15 protein-coding genes and 1 tRNA gene are annotated in these 19,194 nt (G+C 65.3%); 5 read left to right on the top strand and 11 right to left on the bottom strand.

All coding sequences use genetic code 11. The annotated features are described in order from the left end of the window. Positions 1-389: 389 nt before the first annotated feature. Positions 390-1,289 (bottom strand): LysR family transcriptional regulator, encoded by a 900-nt coding sequence (locus tag PP1Y_RS06855; protein WP_013831584.1) that lies wholly within the window; start codon positions 1,287-1,289, stop codon positions 390-392. Between the two features lie 144 nt (positions 1,290-1,433). Between PP1Y_RS06855 and bdcA the strand changes: the two genes are divergently transcribed. Next, entirely contained in the window at positions 1,434-2,147 is a 714-nt protein-coding gene (gene bdcA, locus PP1Y_RS06850) for an SDR family oxidoreductase (protein ID WP_013831583.1), read from the top strand. A gap of 217 nt (positions 2,148-2,364) precedes the next feature. Here the strand turns inward: bdcA and PP1Y_RS06845 are convergent. Beyond that, a tRNA-Gly gene (locus PP1Y_RS06845) sits at positions 2,365-2,438 on the bottom strand. 265 nt (positions 2,439-2,703) lie between these two features. Here PP1Y_RS06845 and PP1Y_RS06840 point away from each other — a divergent pair. Further along, positions 2,704-4,065 (top strand): malonyl-CoA decarboxylase domain-containing protein, encoded by a 1,362-nt coding sequence (locus PP1Y_RS06840; RefSeq protein WP_051009988.1) that lies wholly within the window; start codon positions 2,704-2,706, stop codon positions 4,063-4,065. 20 nt (positions 4,066-4,085) lie between these two features. On the opposite strand, the gene PP1Y_RS06835 is transcribed toward PP1Y_RS06840, so the two are convergent. From PP1Y_RS06835 to pepN, 6 genes are all read right to left on the bottom strand, one after another. Continuing rightward, positions 4,086-4,622 carry an adenine phosphoribosyltransferase gene (locus PP1Y_RS06835; protein WP_013831581.1) on the bottom strand — a complete coding sequence of 179 codons (537 nt, stop codon included), beginning with the start codon at positions 4,620-4,622 and terminating at the stop codon, positions 4,086-4,088. Positions 4,623-4,706: 84 nt separating this feature from the next. Further along, positions 4,707-5,543: a cytochrome c1 gene (locus tag PP1Y_RS06830; protein ID WP_007012749.1), complete on the bottom strand. Its 837-nt coding sequence runs from the start codon at positions 5,541-5,543 to the stop codon at positions 4,707-4,709. 28 nt (positions 5,544-5,571) lie between these two features. Next, complete coding sequence (locus PP1Y_RS06825; protein WP_013831580.1) at positions 5,572-6,855, bottom strand: cytochrome b/b6; 1,284 nt, start codon at positions 6,853-6,855, stop codon at positions 5,572-5,574. A 23-nt stretch (positions 6,856-6,878) separates the two neighbouring features. After that, positions 6,879-7,412 (bottom strand): ubiquinol-cytochrome c reductase iron-sulfur subunit, encoded by a 534-nt coding sequence (gene petA / locus PP1Y_RS06820; RefSeq protein WP_007012747.1) that lies wholly within the window; start codon positions 7,410-7,412, stop codon positions 6,879-6,881. 265 nt (positions 7,413-7,677) lie between these two features. After that, on the bottom strand, positions 7,678-8,454 hold the full coding sequence (gene pgeF, locus PP1Y_RS06815; RefSeq protein ID WP_013831579.1) for a peptidoglycan editing factor PgeF: 777 nt from the start codon (positions 8,452-8,454) through the stop codon (positions 7,678-7,680). A 13-nt stretch (positions 8,455-8,467) separates the two neighbouring features. After that, positions 8,468-11,122: an aminopeptidase N gene (pepN, locus tag PP1Y_RS06810; protein ID WP_013831578.1), complete on the bottom strand. Its 2,655-nt coding sequence runs from the start codon at positions 11,120-11,122 to the stop codon at positions 8,468-8,470. Positions 11,123-11,202: 80 nt separating this feature from the next. Between pepN and PP1Y_RS06805 the strand changes: the two genes are divergently transcribed. Together PP1Y_RS06805 and PP1Y_RS06800 are read left to right on the top strand one after the other, a co-directional pair. Next, positions 11,203-12,519, top strand: a complete 1,317-nt coding sequence (locus tag PP1Y_RS06805; protein WP_051009987.1) for a M48 family metallopeptidase — start codon at positions 11,203-11,205, stop codon at positions 12,517-12,519. Further along, positions 12,516-13,298 carry a hypothetical protein gene (locus PP1Y_RS06800; protein WP_007012743.1) on the top strand — a complete coding sequence of 261 codons (783 nt, stop codon included), beginning with the start codon at positions 12,516-12,518 and terminating at the stop codon, positions 13,296-13,298. Before PP1Y_RS06805 ends, PP1Y_RS06800 begins: the two co-directional genes overlap by 4 nt. On the opposite strand, the gene PP1Y_RS06795 is transcribed toward PP1Y_RS06800, so the two are convergent. Further along, positions 13,275-14,192, bottom strand: a complete 918-nt coding sequence (locus PP1Y_RS06795) for a DMT family transporter (RefSeq protein ID WP_013831576.1) — start codon at positions 14,190-14,192, stop codon at positions 13,275-13,277. The genes PP1Y_RS06800 and PP1Y_RS06795 overlap by 24 nt on opposite strands. Further along, positions 14,189-15,184: a low specificity L-threonine aldolase gene (locus tag PP1Y_RS06790; protein WP_013831575.1), complete on the bottom strand. Its 996-nt coding sequence runs from the start codon at positions 15,182-15,184 to the stop codon at positions 14,189-14,191. Before PP1Y_RS06790 ends, PP1Y_RS06795 begins: the two co-directional genes overlap by 4 nt. Before the next feature lie 79 nt (positions 15,185-15,263). Between PP1Y_RS06790 and PP1Y_RS06785 the strand changes: the two genes are divergently transcribed. Beyond that, entirely contained in the window at positions 15,264-15,554 is a 291-nt protein-coding gene (locus tag PP1Y_RS06785; protein ID WP_007012740.1) for a GNAT family N-acetyltransferase, read from the top strand. Here the strand turns inward: PP1Y_RS06785 and PP1Y_RS06780 are convergent. Further along, the gene (locus tag PP1Y_RS06780) at positions 15,551-19,171 is read right to left on the bottom strand and encodes a hydantoinase B/oxoprolinase family protein (protein WP_013831574.1); all 3,621 of its coding nucleotides are present in this window, start codon (positions 19,169-19,171) and stop codon (positions 15,551-15,553) included. The two genes, PP1Y_RS06785 and PP1Y_RS06780, sit on opposite strands and share 4 nt — an antisense overlap. Positions 19,172-19,194: the final 23 nt, after the last annotated feature.

Here is a 19,194-nt window from a genome sequence, read left to right as displayed (position 1 = left end):
ACCGTGTGTTCCGCCGCGGTGAGAGGCCCTCTAAGTCCCACCCCCGATTCGGTCAAACCCTTTTTTCAATGTTTTTGAAGAAAGTTGGATCGCCCCCCTCCGGCGGCATTTGGATCAGGCAAAGCGCGAGAATCCAAATGCTTCGCTCGCAAGCCTTGCTGCGCTCCCCTCATTCCACGTGGCGCCCAGTGCCTTCGCGGAGGTTCCGCCTGACGGGCGCAAGGGGCCTGGATGTCGCTGCCCTTCGCCTCGCGCCTTGCCCGCCAATCTGACGAAACCCCCATGACGTCGGGCTGGCATCGCACGCTGCCGCCCGCGCGCTTGCGAATGGAACGGCTCCTGCGTCCACATCGGCGAGCTACAAGTCCGCCGCTGCGAGGGCGGACCGGTCAAAACTTCTCCCAGTACGGTGGATCGCCGAAGCTCCTTCGCAGGCTTTCGCCAAGGGCGCGGATCTTCGCGGCAGCCCCATGATCGCGCGGATAAGTCAGGAACAATTCAGCGCCTTCGGCCGGCCATCCGATGTCGACTTCCTCCAGATGACCCTTGTGCACGTCCTCATTGACGAAGAAGGACGGCAAGAGGGCCAGGCCGAGACCGGCGAGGGCTGCGTCGCGCATGACGAGACCATTGTTGACCCGTAGCACGGCTCTTGGCCGAACGACCGACCATCCCGAACCGACAGCGAAGCGCCAGTCGCCCGTTCGGTTGGCATAGAGAACCCCGCGATGGCGCTCGAGATCAGCGAGCGAATTGGGCGCGCCATGGGTCGCAAGGTATTCGGGCGATGCTACCAGGAGGCGCCGGCTCGTCGCCAGTCGGCGAGCGATCAGGCGCCCGTCCCCGACCGCGCCATGTCTCAGGACAGCATCGAAGCCGCTGGTAGCTGCGTCGACGAAGCTGTCATCGAGTTCGAGAGACATTTCGATGCCGGGATTCTCCTGCAGAAAGCGGGCAATGGCGGGGCCGAGGTGCAGAACGCCAAATCCGACCGGAGCGGAAATGCGCAGTGGCCCGGCGAGTTTGCCACTGCTCGCATCGAGCTCGGCCGCCGCTTCCTCGATCTCTCGCAGGATGCGTCGTGCGCGTTCGAGAAACCCCCGACCGGCACCGGTCAGTGCAAGCCTGCGCGTGGAGCGCTGGAGCAAGGTGACGCCCAGAATTCTTTCCAATTCGGCGAGCCGTTCGCTTACCACCGACTTGGCCAGGCCGAGGCGCCTTGACGCTGCACTGATCGAGCCTTCATCGACGGTGGTGACAAAGGCAGCGATACCATCGAGCTTCATCATTGTTCGGATAATCCGTTATCGAAGTCCGGAATTGGACGCCTAGTTCGAACAATGAATGATCGGCATCTTCAGGTCCAGACAGCGAGAGCGACCTGGCACTCCCGGGATCCTTCCCGCTGGAAATCTGACCAGAGGAGACAGATCATGAATGAGCTTACCGGAAAGAATGTCCTAGTACTTGGCGGCAGCCGCGGAATCGGCGCAGCAATCGTACGTCGTTTCAGCGCGGCGGGTGCCTCCGTCGCCTTCACCTATGCCGGGTCACGCGATGCCGCCAACAGTCTCTCGGACGAGACCGGGGCACAGGCGATCCAGGCGAACAGCGCCGATCGCGACGCCCTGACCGCGACAGTTGCAAGTCGCGGCGCATTGGACGTCATAGTCGTCAACGCCGGCACCCTCGTGCTGGGCGATCCGCTGACCCTCGACGCGGACGAGATCGACCGGATGATCGACGTCAATGTCCGTGCGCCCTATCACGCATCAGTGGAAGCGGCACGGCGCATGAACGATAACGGGCGGATCATCATCATCGGTTCCGTCAACGGCGACCGCATGCCCTTCGCGGGCGGTGCGGCCTATGCCCTGACGAAGTCAGCCGTGCAGGGAATGGTGCGCGGATTGGCGCGTGACCTCGGCGATCGGGGAATTACGGTCAACAGCATTCAGCCGGGACCGACGGATAGCGAGATGAATCCGGCTGAGGGACCGATGGCTTCGACGATGCACAGCTTCATGGCGATCAAGCGTCACGCGAAGCCGGCGGAAATCGCCGAGCTGACAGCCTATATCGCTGGCCCCCACGGCGCGATGATCACCGGGTCGATGCAGACAATCGACGGGGGTTTCGGCGCGTAAAGGCGGATTGCAACCCGAAAGCTGGCGGCCGGTGCATCGCAAAGAGGCATCGGTCGCCTCCTGTCGAAGACTGTGCAGCGGACTTGTTCGCTTGCGATTGAGCCATGCATAGGCGACCCGCGGCGCTCTTGGTAACGAGCCAGATCGCCAAATGGACGAAACGCCAGAGCCTCTGGGGGAATTATCGGCTATCCGGGAAAGTTGTGGGAAGACCGGCTGGAGCGGGTAGCGGGAATCGAACCCGCCTAGCTAGCTTGGAAGGCTAGAGCATTACCACTATGCTATACCCGCTCGTTCCGGCGAATAGTCCGGTCAAAGCAAGCCGCTTCGTGAGGCCGCTTTTCACGAGATTCGTCGTTTCGTCAACGCCTGTCTTGCACCGGGCGGGTTTCCCATTGTGGATGAGACCATGCAGCCGCGGGCCGTGGCAGGTCGGCATGGCTGCTCACAGCAGGCACGCCCCCCCTTGCATTGCTGCCGGGCGCCACGACATCGTGTGTTCGCCAATGCAGCAATGCTATGCTGGAGTGACCGCCACACGAGGAGTCGCGCGACGATGAATTCATTCGGTACGCCCAATCCGAGCGAAGACCAGAACCCGGCCAAGAGGCGCAATGCGCTCGACCTGCTCATGAGTTCGGGCCTTGGTAAGCTTCTTCGCGGCCTTGGCGTGACCTCGCGGCGCAGTGGCGGCGAAAGCCTGTTGGAAATTGCCGACGCCCTGCTCTCACTGCGCGGTCGCGCTTCAGGACCGGCTCTCGCCTCGGCCTTCTTCGACCTCTACGAAGCCAGCGATGCCTCGGCGCGACAGGAGTTCCTGGCCAAGGTACACGAACGGCATCCCGCCGACGGCAAGGCGATCGACAAGGCCATCGCGCGATGGAACGAAAAGCGCGACGAGGCTTCAGCGCTGGCTCTCAATCAGGCCGCGGAATTGCCCAGTCACCGGCTGATCAACCAGCTGAACCTTGCCCCGCAAGGCACGCAGCGCCTGATCGGCCTGCGCGAGGACCTGCTGGCCGTGCCGCGCAACACGCGATCGGCCGGCATGGCCGCGCTGGACCGCGAACTGGAAAGCGCCTTCACCGCCTGGTTCAATGCCGGCTTCCTGGAATTGCGGCGCATTGCCTGGGATTCGCCCGCCTTTCTGCTGGAACGCATCATCCGCTACGAAGCGGTCCACACGATCCATGGCTGGGACGACTTGCGCCGCAGGGTCGAGCCGATGGACCGGCGCTGCTACGGCTTTTTCCATCCCCAGATGCGCGACGATCCGCTTATTTTCGTCGAAGTGGCGCTTACCCCGAAGCTGCCGGGTGCGATCCACGAGGTGATTGCCGAAGAGCGCATCACGACCGATCCGCGTGAAGCCAGTTGCGCCATCTTCTATTCGATCAGCAATTGCCAGGTCGGCCTCAAGGGCGTTCCCTTCGGCAACCACCTGATCAAGCGCGTCGTCGGTCTCCTCAAGGAGGAACTGCCGCACCTCAAGACTTTCGCCACGCTCTCACCGGTCCCGGGCTTCGCCAAGTGGCTCGCCAAGGGACGGGATTCCGATACCCGCCTGTCCGGCTCGGGCGAAATCCGGCAACTCGCCGCGCGCTATCTCGTCGAGGCCAAGGGCGAGGGCGGACAACCCCTCGACCCCGTCGCCCGATTCCACCTGGGCAACGGTGCCAGGCTCGAGGCGATTCATGCCAACGCGGACCTCTCGCCAAACGGCCAGAAGCAGTCGCATGGCGTCATGGTCAATTACCTCTACGATCTCGACGAAATCGAGGCCAACTACTTTGCGCTCACGGAAGCGGGCACCGTGGCCCATTCCAAGGCCGTGCAGGTCCTGATGGACGAGCCCGAAGGCAAGAAAGGCGGCAAGAAGAAGGCCGCCGCCAAGGGCAAGAATTCTGTGGCCGCCTGAAGCGGCAGGGCGGTCGCAGATCAGTGGCCGGGAAAGTCGAGGAGCGCTTCTACCGACACGCCTGCATCGCGCAGTCGTGAGGCACCGCCCAGCTCCGGCAGGTCGACGAGGAACAATGCCTCTTCGACGACGCCGCCTGCGCGCCGGATCAGTTCGAGTGCGGCCATTGCGGTGCCGCCGGTGGCGATGAGATCGTCCAGCAACACGATTCGGCTGCCTTGTGCCACCGCGCCGGGGTCAATCTCGAGCGTGTCGGTTCCGTATTCGAGGGCGTAATCGATCGCGAGCACCGGGACGGGAAGCTTGCCGGGCTTGCGCACCGGAATGAAGCCCACACCGCAGTGCGCCGCGACCGCCGCCCCAAAGATGAAACCGCGCGCCTCGATTCCGGCAATGGCTTGTGCGCCGGCAGCTTCAACGCGCTGCGCCAGCATCGCCACGGCAGCCGCAAAGCCCGGGCCGTCGCTCATGAGGGTCGTGAGGTCGCGAAACAGGATACCCGGCTTCGGGAAATCCGGGATCGAGCGCACGAGCGCCTTGAGGTCATCGGGACTCACGGTTTTTCACTCCTTCAAATGCGAAGCGCCCCTGCCATCCGGAGATGGAGGGGCGCCTGCGTTCCGGTCCGGAAGACCGGGTTATCAGTGCTTCTTGTCGGCCCAGATGTTCCGGTACGACATGTAGCCCAGGATGGTGGCGAAGAGCAGGAAGCCGAGGATCGGCCAGCCGGTCTGCTTGCGCTTTTCCAGCTTGGGCTCTGCAGCCCAGGTCAGGAACGCCGCGACGTCCTTCGACATCTGGTCGACGGTCGACTTGGTGCCGTCACCGTACTCGACCTGGCCATCGGCAGTGAGCGGCGGAGCCATCGCGAGGTTCAGGTTCGGGAAGTACGGGTTGTAGTGCAGGCCCGACGGCGTCTTGGCATCCGGGAACTCCTTCAGGAGTTCGGCGGGCTGGTCCTGGAAGCCGGTCAGCAGCGAGTACACATAGGCCGGGCCTTCGTGGCGCGCCTTGGTGATCAGCGAGAGATCCGGCGGAACCGCGTTGTTGTTCGCAGCGCGAGCCGCCACGTCGTTGGCGAACGGCGACGGGAAGTAATCCGTCGGCGCGCCCGGACGCATGGTGGATTCACCGGTGTTCGGGTCAACGCCCGGAACCGTGAAGCCGGCCGCGATCGCCTTCACTTCAGCTTCGGTGTAACCGAGCGCGGCAAGGTCGCGGAAAGCGACGTGCTTGAGCGCGTGGCAGGCCGAGCAGACTTCCTTGTAGACCTGGAAGCCGCGCTGGAGTTGCTGGTTGTCGAACTTGCCGAAGGGGCCGTCGAACGAGAAGTGCACTTCCTTGGGCAGGAGGTGGAATTCATGCTCGGCCGTGGGCGGCGACGGATCAGTCGCAGCCGTGATGGCGCCGAGCACGAAGGACCAGGCCAGGGCTACCGTGAAGAACAGCCCGACGAGGATCGAGAGAATGCGTGCCATGTCTTTCGTCTTTCGTTCTAGCTGTTGATCACGCCGAGGGAGCGAGCTTGGCAGCCTCATCCTCGCCGAGAACGGACTCGGTGATGGAATAGGGCAGCGGCAGCGGCTTCTCGATGGCCGAGACGATCGGCAGGATGATCAGGAAGTGCGCGAAGTAGTACAGCGCGGCGATCTGGCTGAACATGACGTAGGGTTCTGCCGCCGGCGCACCGCCGCAGTAGAACAGGACCGCCATGGCCGGGATCAGGCCGAACCAGAAGAACTTCTTGTACAGCGGGCGATAGGAGCCCGAACGCACCGGCGACTTGTCGAGCCACGGCAGGAAAAACCAGACCAGGATCGCGCCGAACATCGCCAGCACGCCCATGAGCTTTGCCGGGATGAAGAAGAAGTCCTGGGTGAAAGCGCGCAGGATCGCGTAGAACGGCCAGAAGTACCATTCGGGAACGATGTGCGCGGGCGTGCTCATCGGGTTGGCCGGAATGTAGTTGTCCGGGTGGCCCAGGGCGTTCGGGAAGAAGAACACCATCGCGCAGTACAGGAACGCGAAGACGCCGATCGCCCAGCCGTCCTTGGCAACGTAGTAGGGATAGAACGGAACGGTGTCGCTCTCGCTCTTCACTTCGACGCCGGTCGGGTTCGAGGAACCCGGGATGTGCAGTGCCCAGATGTGCAGGATCACGACGCCCAGGATCACGAACGGCAGCAGGTAGTGCAGCGAGAAGAAGCGGTTCAGCGCGGCATTGTCCGGCGCGAAGCCGCCGAGCAGCCACTGCTGCAGCGGTTCACCGACAAGCGGAATTGCGGAGAACAGGCCGGTGATGACCTTGGCGCCCCAGAAGCTCATCTGGCCCCAGGGAAGCACGTAGCCCATGAAGGCGGTCGCCATCATCAGCAGGAAGATCACGACGCCCAGCAGCCACACCATTTCGCGCGGCGCCTTGTACGAACCGTAGAAGAATCCGCGGAAGATGTGGATGTAGATGACGACGAAGAATGCCGAGGCGCCGTTGGCGTGCGCATAGCGCATCAGCCAGCCCCAGTTCACGTCGCGCACCGTCATCTCGATGGTGTCGAATGCCACCGCGGTGTTCGATGCATAGTGCATCGCCATCACGATACCGGTGACGATCTGCAGCACGAGGCAGAGCCCCGCGAGGAAACCGAAGTTCCAGAAATAGTTGAGGTTGCGCGGAACCTCGTAGCCGCTGCCGACAGCGTTATAGACGAGGCGCGGCAGGGGAAGCCGGTCGTCCATCCACTTCATGAAGGGATGGGAAGGCTTGTATTCCTTGGCCCAGGGAAAGCTCATGATCGTGATCCTCTCTCTTGGCCTTAACCGATCTTGACGACGGTATCGGAGGTGAATTCGTACTCCGGAACCTCGAGGTTCTTGGGCGCGGGGCCCTTACGGATGCGGGCGGCGGTGTCATAGGAAGAACCGTGGCAGGGGCAGAAGTAACCGCCGAACTCGCCGCGGTTCTCACCCTCGCCGGCACCCAGCGGCACACAGCCGAGGTGGGTGCAAACGCCCATGGTGATAAGCCAGTTTTCCTTGCCTTCCTTGGTACGCTCTTCCAGCGTCTGCGGATCGCGCAGGGTCGAGACGTCGACCGCGTTCGCTTCCTTGATCTCCTTGGGAGTCAGGTTGCGCACGAAGACCGGCTGCTTGCGGAAAATCGCCTTGATCGCCTGCCCCGGCTGGATCGCGGAGATATCGACTTCGGTCGACGAAGCCGCAAGAACGTCGGCCGATGCCGACATCTGGCTGACCAGGGGAATCACTACCCCAACGCCAGCGACACCCGCCGCGCTTACTGCGGCGATATTGATGAAGTCGCGCCGCCGCACGCCATCTACTTCTGCCATGTTTGCCCTTGCCTTGCTTTCGACAACCCACTGCCGGGGGACCGACAACGAGCCATCAGCTTACCAATGGTACGCTTGGTATCCCCCTTCGACGGCACGCAGTCCGGACGTGCTCCGGGCCGATACCGACTTGGCGGGCCTGATATACACGAAAGTCCGCCGTGCCAACCGCCTTTTTGGTCTGGCACAAGGCGCAGGAAACCTTGGCGGTTTTGATGCGCCCAGTCCCGCCGCAAGCTGGCTTGCTGCGGCAAGTGCCGCAGGTTCAGCCCAGCCCGATCAGCGAAAGCTCGCGCCCATAGGCGGGTTCGTTGCGGTGCGTGGCCAGGCGGAAGGAAAAGAATCGGTCCGGTTCGGCATAAGTATCGAGACGCAGACGCTCCACCGCGGCAAGCCCTGCAGCCTCGAGACGCGCGGCGACATAACCTTCCAGATCGAAATGATGATGCCTTTTCCGGCCCGCCACGAAGAATCGGACGTTCTCGGAATCGTCCTTGCAGAAGCGGTCGAAGAAGGACTGGTCCACTTCGTAGGACGCCTGGGCGATGCAGGGACCGATCGCAGCGACGATCCGGCCCGCCTTTGCCCCTAGCGTCTCCATGGCCTCCACGGTGCGGTCGGTGACGCCGCCGATGGCACCTTTCCAGCCGGCATGGGCAGCGCCGACGACGCCCGCTTCGCGGTCGGCCAGCAGGACCGGCGCGCAGTCGGCCGTGACGATCCCCAGCAGCAGCCCCGGGCGATCTGTGACAAGGGCATCGGCATGCGGGCGGGCGTCATCCATCCATGGATCCTCGCCCACGACGACGCAGTCGGGCGAGTGGACCTGATAGACCGAGACCAGCCGCGCGCCAGGCTGGACCGCGGCGACGGCGCGCGCGCGATTCTCGGCCACGTCGCCGGGATCGTCGCCCGAGCCGAGCCCTACATTCAGCCCGGCGACCGCGCCCCGGCTCACGCCGCCGCGCCGGCCGAGGAACCCGTGCGGCAGCCCCTCCAGCAGTGCAGCCCGGTTGACTTCGACCGCTGCGGCGCCGGTCATCTCTGGCTCGCTGTCAGCCAAGGCTCTTGGTCACCTGTTCGCGCACGTCGCGCGACAGATCCGGCAGCGATGCAATCTTCTCGAGCTCTGCCTTCATCAGGTGGGAGCGCTCCGCTTCGATTCGCCGCCAGCGCCCCAGGGCCGGGACGAAGCGCGCCGCAGTCTGCGGGTTGATCGGATCGAGCCGGCGAATCAATTCGCCGATGGTGCGATAGCCTTCCCCGCCGGCATCGTGGAATGCCTTGGGATTGACCGCCGCAGACATGTAGAGCGCCCGCACCCGGTTGGGATTGGACATCGTGAAATCCGGGTGCAGCGCAAGGTCGCGGATGTGGTCGAGCACCAGCGGATGGGTGGATCCGGCCTGAAGCGCAAACCACTTGTCGATGACGAGCGCATTGCCTTCATAGCGCTTGTGGAAGTCGTCCAGCGCCTGCTTGCGCTCGGGCACGTCAAGTCCGCACAGCACGCTCAGCGCACTCTGGCGATCGGTCATATTGTCCGCCGCCCAGTACTGCGTATCGGCCCGGCGCGCCCCTTCGGCCGGATCGGCCGCGGCAATGTAGATCAGCGCCTGCGCCTTGCACTTGCGCGCGCCGCGCGCGCCGGCATCACGGCTGTATGGTATCGCGGAAACGCGGTCGTGCAGCGCCCGCAGCGAGGCGGAAAGCTCCCGGCCCAGCCATGCCTTGAGATCCTCGCGCGCCTCGTAAAGTGCGCTCGGGTCGGCGACCAGCAGCTGCTCGGCCAGGTAGGAGACAGGCGGCAGCATCAGCAGCTCACCGCGCATCAGGTCATCGAGGGCGACATCGTCGAGCACGGCGGCGAAGGCGCGCTTCACGGCGTTGCGCTCTGCGGCCTTGGCCGATGCGCTCATGGCGTCCGACACGGCCGCGATCAGGTGGCGAACGACAAGGCTCTGCATCGCCTCGTATCGTGCAAAGGGATCGTCGTCGCTGGCGGCGAGGAACACCAGGTCCTCGACCGGCCGCTCGACATCGAGGGCGATCGGCGCGGAGAAGCCGCGGTTGACCGAAAGCACCGGGGCCTTGGCATATCCCTCGAAGCGGAAAGTGTCGCTGGCCTTGTCGAGGATGATGAGCCGTTCGCCGTCGTGGCTGGCCGTATCGCGGTCGAACAGGGCGATCCGCAGGGGAATCGGCATGGGCTGCTTCATCGCCTGCCCCGGGGTGGAAGGAACGGCCTGGCTGACCGTGAGGGTCACGGCATCGCCTTCATGGGCCATGCGAACCTGCACTTGCGGCGTTCCGGCCTGCGAGTACCAGAGGCGGAACTGCTCGAGGTCCAGTCCGGCGCCTTCCTCGATCGCCTTGATGAAATCCTCGCAGGTCGCCGCTTCGCCGTCATGGCGTTCGAAGTAGAGATCGGTGCCTTTGCGGAAGCGCTCCGGCCCCGCCATGGTCCGCATCATGCGGATGACCTCGGCGCCCTTGTTATAGACCGTCGCGGTATAGAAGTTGGAGATCTCCTGGTAGGAATCGGGCCGGATCGGGTGCGCCAGCGGGCCCGAATCCTCGGGGAACTGGGCCGAGCGAAGGACGCGCACGTCCTCGATCCGCTTGACCGGCTCCGAACCCATGTCGGCACTGAACAGCTGGTCGCGCAGCACCGTGAAGCCTTCCTTGAGCGAAAGCTGGAACCAGTCGCGGCAGGTGATCCGGTTGCCGGACCAGTTGTGGAAGTACTCGTGTCCGATCACGCCTTCGATCGCATCGTAATCGGCATCGGTCGCCGTGTCCGGATCGGCCAGGACATAACGGGTGTTGAAGATATTGAGGCCCTTGTTCTCCATCGCCCCCATGTTGAAGTCGGAAACGGCGACGACATTGAACAGGTCGAGGTCGTATTCGCGCCCGAAGGTTTGCTCGTCCCACTTCATCGAGGCGATCAGCGAATCGAGCGCGTGCTGGGTGCGGCTCTCATCCCCGGGACGCACCCAGATGTTCAGCGCGACCTGGCGGCCGCTGCGGGTCGTGTAAGCGGCACTGTTGGCGACGAGATTCCCGGCGACGAGCGCGAAGAGATAGCTCGGCTTGGGCCAGGGATCGTGCCACTCGGCCCAGTGGGTACCGTTCTCCCCTTCCCCCTGCGCGGTACAGTTGCCGTTCGAGAGCAGGATCGGGAAAGCCGCCTTGTCGCCGGCCATGCGCACCGAATAGACCGAAAGCACGTCAGGCCGGTCGGGAAAGAACGTGATCCGGCGGAAGCCCTCTGCCTCGCACTGCGTGCACAGCATCCCGTGGGAAGCATACAGGCCCATCAGCTGGCTGTTGGCGATCGGCTTGATCAGCGTCTCGATCTCAATTTCGTGGGCCTGGCCGTGCAGTTCGATCAGCAGGTCCGGGCCGTCGAGCCGCCAGTCGTTGATCGCCTCGCCATCGACCCTCACCGAAAGCGGCGCAATCTGATCGCCATTCAGACGGATCAGGTCCGATCCGTTCCCGGCCGGATTGCGCTGCACCGAAAGCTTCGAAGTGACGTGCGTCTCATCGACGCCAAGTGCGAACTCCAGCGCGATCTGCGGCACCAGCCAGGCCGGCGGCAAGTAGTCTTCGCGGTGGATGACCGGCGGCGCCTGTGGCGGCGGCGCGGCGTCGGCAACCTGCATGTTGGCTTCGGAGTCGGCGGGAGTGCTGGCGATGTCCATGGCCTAGATTTAGAGGCTTACCTTGCGATTGCCAGCCGTTGCGGTACGAATTTACCCGGAGTCTGGGGGGATAAGATCGAATGATGCATGGCAAGCGCGCAGTGATGGTGCTGGTCGCGGGGTTGGCGATCCTTTCGGGCCCGGCCATGGCGGCAAGCGCGCCGCAGTCCGGATTCGACGTCGACCAGGCGACCCGACTCTGGCTCGACACGCTGCAAGGCCCCGCCCGCGCCCGGTCCGACGCCTATTTCGAAGGCGGTTACTGGCTACCCCTGTGGGGCACGCTGATCGCGGTGCTGATCGACTGGGCGCTGCTCCACTTGCGCCTGTCCGGCCGGTTCCGGGACTGGGGCAGCCGGATTTCGCAGCGCCCTTCGGCCATTGCGGCGGTAACCGCGCTGCTCTACCTGCTCGCCGGTTCCGTGCTCACGCTGCCCTGGACGATCTACAGCCAGTTCATCCGCGAACGCTCCTACGGACTGATGAACCTGTCATTCGGCGGCTGGCTGGGCGAACAGGCGATCTCCCTTGCCTTCAGCCTGGTAGTGGGAACCGCCGTGCTGGCCGCGCTCTATGCCGCGATACGCCGCTTCCCGCGCCGCTGGTGGGTGCTTGGCACCGGCATCGTCGCCGTCTTTGCGTTTGTCGCGCTGCTGCTGGCGCCGATCTATCTATCGCCGCTGTTCAACACCTACAGGGAAATGCCGCAGGGCCCGCTGCGCGACCGCATCGTCGCCATGGCGAACCGGTTCGATGTCCCGGTAAAGCACATCTACGTCTTCGACGCGAGCAAGCAGAGCGACCGGATTTCCGCCAATGTTTCCGGCATCGGCCCGACGATCCGCATCAGCCTCAACGACAATCTCCTCAACCGCTCGACGCCCGAGGAGATCGAGGCGGTGATGGGCCATGAGCTGGGCCACTACGTGCTCGGCCATGCCTGGCGCAACATCGCCTTCTTCGTTGTCCTTGCCGCCCTGTGCCTGTTCGTCGTGGCGCGCATCGCCCCCTGGCTTATCGCCCGGTATGGCCAGAGTTGGGGTGTTCAGGATCTTTCCGATCCGGCATCGGTTCCGGTGATGATGATCTGCATCTCCATTCTCTCCCTGCTGGCGACACCGCTGACGAACAGCCTGATCCGCATCGACGAAAGCGAGGCCGACGCCTTCGGCCTCGACGCCGCACGCGAACCCGACGCCTTCGCCGCGGTAGCGATGAAGCTGGCCGACTATCGCAAGATCGAGCCGGGCCCCGTCGAGGAAATGCTGTTCTTCGACCATCCCTCCGGAGCGACGCGGGTGCGCATGGCGATGCAGTGGAAGAAAGACCATGTGCCCGATGCCCGGATGGTCCGTCCCACCCCCCTGCCCCAGCACTTCGGAGAACATCGCAAGTGAAGCGCCGCCTGTTCATCTTCGGCCTCGGCTATACCGCCGGCTACATCGCGGACCGGCTCGAAGCAGCAGGATGGGAAATCGTCTCCACCGGCCGCGACGGTACCCTCTCCTTCGAAGACGAGGGCAACGTGCGCATGGCGCTGGCCGATGCCGATCATGTGCTCTCCTCGGTCCCGCCGGGCAGCGAGGGGCTCGACCCGGTGCTGGAGCGCTATGGCGATGCCCTCGGCGCAAAGAGGCTGTCCTACCTGTCCTCGACCGGCGTCTATGGCGATGCCGAAGGCGCGTGGGTCGATGAAGGCGCGCCGACGGGAACCGGCCGCCGCGTCGCCAGGGCCGAAGCCGACGCCGCCTGGCTCAGGCGCGGCGCGCGCGTCTATCGCCTGCCCGGGATCTACGGTCCGGGCCGGTCGATCTTCGAACGGCTCGCCGAAGGGCGTGCCCATCGCATCGATCTGCCTGGGCAGGTATTCAGCCGCGCCCATGTGGAGGATATCGCCGCAGGGGTCATCGCCGGTCTCGATGCGGCCCCGGGGGCCTATAATCTCTCTGATAACGAGCCCTGCAGCCAGAATCGGCTCGTCGAGGAAGCCTGCGCGCTGCTCGGCATCGCACCGCCGCCGATGCAGTCGCTCGAGGAGGCGAACCTGTCGCCGATGGCACGCTCGTTCTATGCGGAGAACCGCCGGGTCGCCAACGGCAAGGCCAAGCGCGTGCTCGGCTGGCAGCCCCGCTATCCCAGCTTTCGCGAAGGCCTACGCGCGCTTCGCCCGCGCTGACAGCGCAAAGAGCAGGCCGACGAGCGCCAGCAGCGCGCCACCGCCGGCAAGGCCGGTCCAGCGATAGTCCTCGAAAAAGGTCGACAGCACCATCGCGACGACCGGAACAGCCACGCCGTTGTAGGCTGCCCGGCCTGCGCCCAGCGTACGGATCAGCACGAAGTAGAGCGGGAAGGATACCACCGACCCGAAAATCGCCAGATAGGCGATCCCGGCAAGATAGCCCCAGCGCATGTCGACCACCGGCGGCCCTGCGGTGACGATGCTGAACAGCGCGTCGGCAAGCGTGCCCCAGACCATTGACCAGGCAAGCAGCGGCACGACGAGCTGGCGTCGCCCGGCGGGCGTGGCCTGCAGCACGTTGGCAGACGATGCGCTGAACAGTCCGGCGCAAGTCAGCGCAATGCCCAGTGCAATGCGGCTGTCGGGCGGCGCATCGCGAAATTCATGGATCAGCAGCAGGGCGATCCCCGCGATGGCGATCAGCGAGCCGAAGACGAAGCGCGGCTTCACCGTCTCCTTCAGGAACAGTCGCCCCAGCAGCGTATTGGGTACCATCAGCAGCGCGTAAAACACGGCGACCAGCCCGGAGGTCAGGTGGATTTCAGCGCGGTACACGAACTGGAAGTTCAGGAAGAACTGCGAGAGACCCACGAAGACCGAGAGGATCATCCCCTCGCGCGAGAGGCGCAGCGGATCGCCGCGCAGCTTCGCGAAGATGAACATGCCGATGCAGGCGATGGCGAAACGGTAGGTGATCGACCAGCTGGCCGGAACGAGGCCGACCTGGTCCTTGATCACCAGCCATGTCGACCCCCAGATCGCGGTCACGATCAGGAAGGCAGCCACGACCTTGGCCTGCGAAGCGGCCGCTTCGGTATTGCTATCGCTCATAGTCCGGCAATCGCCCGGGCCAGCGCGGCAGCCGCTTCGGGCCGGGTGTCCCACGCGGTTACCAGCCGCGCCGCGTCCATGCCCCAATCGTAGAACTCGAAGCCCTGTGCGCGCAGCGCCTCTCGCTCGGCGGCGCTTGTCGCAAGAAACACTTCGTTGGCCTCGACCGGGTGGAGCAGGCGCCCCTCGGCCGCCGCCGCGATCTCGGCCGCAGCGGCATTTGCGGCCCGCGCATTGTCGAGCCACACATCGTTGTCGAGCATGGCAAGGATCTGCGCGGCAAGATAACGGCCCTTGGACTGCAGGTGCCCTGCCCGCTTGCGGCGATAGCGCGCCTGGCGCGCAAGCTCGGGATCGAAGAAGACGATCGCCTCGGCGCCCATGCCCCCGTTCTTGACGAACCCGAAGCTGAGCGCATCGGCGCCCAGCGCCGCCTCTGCCGGACTGCAGCCCAGAAACGCCAGGGCATTGGCGAAGCGTGCGCCGTCGATATGCAGCGCCAGCCCGCGTCCCCTGACATAGTCGGCAATCGCCGAAAGCTCGCCGGGCCGATAGGCACAGCCATATTCGCTCACTTGCGTGACCGAAACCGCATGGGGCTGGACCTGGTGAACATCGTCGCGGATCGGCTCGACGACCGCGGCAATCGCCTCCGGCGTCAGTTTTGCGCTTTCGCCCTCTGCCAGCATGAGCTTCGCACCGTGCATATAGAAGCCGGGCGCACCGCACTCGTCGACCTCGATATGGGCTTCGCGGTGGCAGACCGCGCCGCCGTGCGGGGGCACCATCGCCGAAAGGGCAAGGCAGTTCGCCGCCGTGCCGGTGGCCACCCACAGCGCCGCGCAGTCACGCCCGAACAGCGCGGAGAAGCGCGCGTCGAGCTCGCGGCTCAGCGCATCGTTGTCATAGGGCGCATCGGCCGCGTCCGCAGCCATCATCGCCTTCCAGACCGCGGGATGAACGCTGGCAGCATTGTCGGAGAGGAACTTCATGGCCATATGCCCTGCTTGGGCTCGCGCCCTGCGTCAAGCGCTTGCATGGCGCTGCCATTCACGCACCGGAGAATGCCGCATGGTCGGAGTGACCATAACCAAGCACGAGAAGGATACGCGCGGCGAATATGTCGCCCATGTCGCGGACAGCGATGCCGTCGGCCGCCTGACCTGGGTGGAGCGCGAGGGCGTCCATTTCGCCGATCACACCCTGGTCCCGCCCGAAATCGGCAATCGCGGCGTCGCCATGCGGCTGGTCGAGGCGATGGTGGCCGACGCGCGCGAAAACCAGTTCAAGGTCGCCCCGGTCTGCAGCTATGTCGTGGCCGCGTTCAACCGCCACCCCGACTGGAACGACGTTCGGGCCTAGTCCGGCCTGCCGTAACCGCCGCCGCCGGGTGTCTCGATCACGATGACGTCGCCGGCATCGACATGCGCCGAGCCGGTCGAGCCCAGATCCTCGACGCTTCCGTCAGTACGCTCCACCCGGGTTCGCCCGGGGGCCGCATCTTCACCGCCCGCGAGACCGAAAGGCGCAACCTTGCGCCGCTGGGCAAGGATGCCCGCCTGCATCGGCTCGAGGAAGCGCAAGCGGCGCGTCGCTCCGTCGCCGCCCTTGTGCAGCCCGTTTCCGCCCGACCCGCGCCGGATCGAGAACTCTTCGAGCAGTACCGGAAAACCGGTCTCGAGCACTTCGGGATCGGTCAGGCGGCTGTTGGTCATGTGGGTCTGGACAACGCTGGTGCCGTCGAAATCCGGGCCAGCCCCCGAACCGCCCGCAATCGTCTCGTAGTACTGCCGCCGCGAATCGCCGAAGGTGAAGTTGTTCATCGTCCCTTGAGACGCCGCCATCGCGCCGAGAGCCGCGAACAGCGCATCGGTGATGGCCTGGCTGGTCTCGACATTGCCGGCAACGACCGCAGCTGGCGCGCGCGGGTGCAACATCGATCCTTCGGGCACGATCAGCGTGATCGGGCGCAGGCACCCCTCGTTCATCGGCACCGCATCGTCGATCAGCGTGCGCACGACATAGAGCACCGCTGCGCGCACGACCGGGAGCGGCGCATTGAAGTTGTCGGCAAGCTGGTCGCTGGTGCCGGTGAAGTCGATAGTCGCGCCGCGGGCCTTGCGGTCGATGCGCACAGTCACGCAGATCTGCGCCCCATTGTCCATCGGCACGCGGAACGAACCGTCGGCCAGCCTGTCGATCAGCGAGCGGACCGCAGCTTCGGCATGGGCCTGTGCATGGGCCATGTAGGCGTCGACGATCCCGCGCCCCTGTTCGCGCGCGATGCGGCGCAGTTCCGAAGCGCCGCGCATACAGGCGGCGACCTGCGCGCGCAGGTCGGCGATGTTCTGGTCGATCGCCCGCGAGGGATAGGGTCCCGAGGCCAGCAGGGCGCGCAGAGCCGCTTCCTGCAACTCGCCGCGGTCGACCAGCAGCACGTTGTCGATCAGCACGCCTTCCTCGCCTAGCGAGCGACTGCGCGGCGGCATCGATCCCGGGCTGATCCCGCCGACGTCGGCATGGTGCCCGCGTGCCGCGACGAACCAGGCCGGGGCGCTCTCGTCATCATGGGCAAAGACCGGCATGACCACAGTGATGTCGGGCAGGTGCGTGCCGCCATCGTAGGGCGCATTGAGCACGTAGGCATCGCCCGGCAGCAGACCGCGCCCGTCCTTCGCATCGCCGCGCCGCGCCAGGATCGTGCGCACGCTCTCGCCCATCGAGCCCAGGTGCACCGGCATGTGCGGCGCATTGGCGACGAGGCTACCCTCCCGGTCGAACACGGCGCAGGAGAAATCGAGACGCTCGCGGATATTGACCGAGCTGGCGCTGAACTGCAGCGCTGCGCCCATCTCTTCGGCAATCGCCATGAACAGCGCGCCCATGATCTCAAGGCGCACCGGATCGCAGGCGGTGGTCCGCGCCTGCGCCACCTGCAGCGCGTTGACCCGGGTGAGCAGCAGATTGCCGAACCGGTCGACACGCACCTGCCAGCCGGGTTCGACGACCGTGGTCGAAACGTCATCGACCACGAGCAACGGACCATCGGCCTCGAAACCCTCGGCCAGATCGGCGCGCAAGTAGAGCGGCACACGGTGCTGCGATCCACCGGTGAAGATATCGACATGATCGGCAGGTGGGCCGGAGTTGCCGGGAAGAGCCAGCGTCGCGCCGCCTGCATCCTGCGCGGCGGAGACCGCCTCGATCCGCAAGGTCTCCGCGATCAGGTCGCTGCCCGCGCCGAAGCCGAAGCGGTTCAGCCAGCCTTCGCGGAAGGCTTCGCGCATGAAGGCAAGGCTGCCCAGGCGCACCTCGATGGCATTCTCGCTGCCCTTGGGGCGCACCGCCAGGGTAGCCTCCAGAGTAATGGTGTCGAGCGCGACACCCTGCGCGACCAGATCGCCGCGTGCCTGCGCGCCAAGCGCCTCAACCGCGCGCCCGATATCGTCCATGCTGCGCGCCTCGAGCGGCAGCGCCAGCGTCCGCTCGTGCAGCACGCGCCGGTCGGCAAGGCCCATTCCATAGGCGGACAGCACACTTGCCAGCGGATGGCACAGCACCGTGCCGACCCCGAGCGCATCCGCCACCTTGCAGGCATGTTGCCCGCCGGCTCCGCCGAAGGTGACGAGCGCAGCGCGCGTCATGTCGTGCCCGCGGCGCAGGGAAACGGTCTTGATCGCATTGGCCATGTTGGCGACCGCAATCTCGAGGAAGCCTTCCGCCGCCTCTTCGCGCGACAGGGCCCTGCCGGTTGCTGCACGCACCTGCTGCAGCACTTCGTCCATCTTATGCTGCGCAGCATGGAGCGATAGCGGCTCATTCGCGTGAGGGCCGAAGACCCGGGGAAAATGCTGCGGCCGAAGCTTGCCGAGCAGGAGGTTGCAATCGGTCACCGCCAACGGGCCGTCCCGCCGGTAGCAGGCCGGACCGGGCACGGCACCTGCGCTTTCCGGCCCGACGAGGAAGCGCGCCCCGTCGAAATGGCAGATCGACCCGCCGCCCGCGGCAACGGTCTCGATCAGCATCATGGGCGTGCGAACGCGGACACCGGCGACGCGCGTCTCGCTGTCGCGCTCATATTGTCCGGCATAGTGCGAGACGTCGGTGGAGGTCCCGCCCATGTCGAAACCGATGACATGATCGAAACCGGCCTCGCGCGCGATTGCCGCCATGCCGACGATACCGCCCGCAGGCCCGGACAGGATCGCGTCCTTGCCGCGAAATGCTGCGCCGGTCGCCAGCCCTCCGCTCGACTGCATGTAGAGCGCCGTCACCTGCGGCCCGAGCCCCGCTTCGAGCCCCGCGACATAGCGGTCGAGCACCGGCGAAAGATAGGCATCGACGACCGAGGTATCCCCGCGCGCGATGAGCTTGATGAGCGGTGCGACCTCGTGACTGACCGAGACCTGCGTGAAGCCGACCTCGCGCGCGATCCGCGCCAGCACCGCCTCGTGGGCGACATGGCGATAGCCGTGCATGAGGACGATGGCGATGGCGCGCAGGCCACGATCGAAGAAATGCTGCAACCCTTGAAGCGCAGCATTTTCATCGAGCGGCCGGTACACCGTTCCGTCCGCACCGACGCGCTCGTCGACCTCGATCACCGCGCCGTGCAGCGGTTCGGGCCTTACTATGTGCCGTGCGAAAATGTCCGGGCGCTCCTGCGTGCCGATGCGCAGGGCATCGCCGAAGCCGCGTGTGATGGCGAGCAGAACCGGCTCGCCCTTGCGTTCGAGCAGGGCGTTCGTCGCCACCGTGGTGCCAAGCCGAAGCTGCGCCGGCGGCAGCTCACCGTCTCGCACACCGGTCAGGCGGCGCATCGCCTCGACCGCAGCATCGTCGTAGGCGCCCGGACTTTCGGAAAGCAGTTTCAGGCGCTCGAACCGGCCGCCGGGCGCCCGGGCCACGACATCGGTAAAGGTGCCGCCCCGGTCTACCCAGAACTGCCAGAGACCGGCTTCCCGATTGCGATTGCTCATGACGTGGCGTCCGCAGCCCTGCT

The sequence above is a fragment of the Novosphingobium sp. PP1Y genome (genome assembly GCF_000253255.1).
Lineage (GTDB): Bacteria > Pseudomonadota > Alphaproteobacteria > Sphingomonadales > Sphingomonadaceae > Novosphingobium.
Note: the sequence above shows the minus strand (reverse complement) of the source record. Positions and strands in the feature narration are given on the sequence as shown.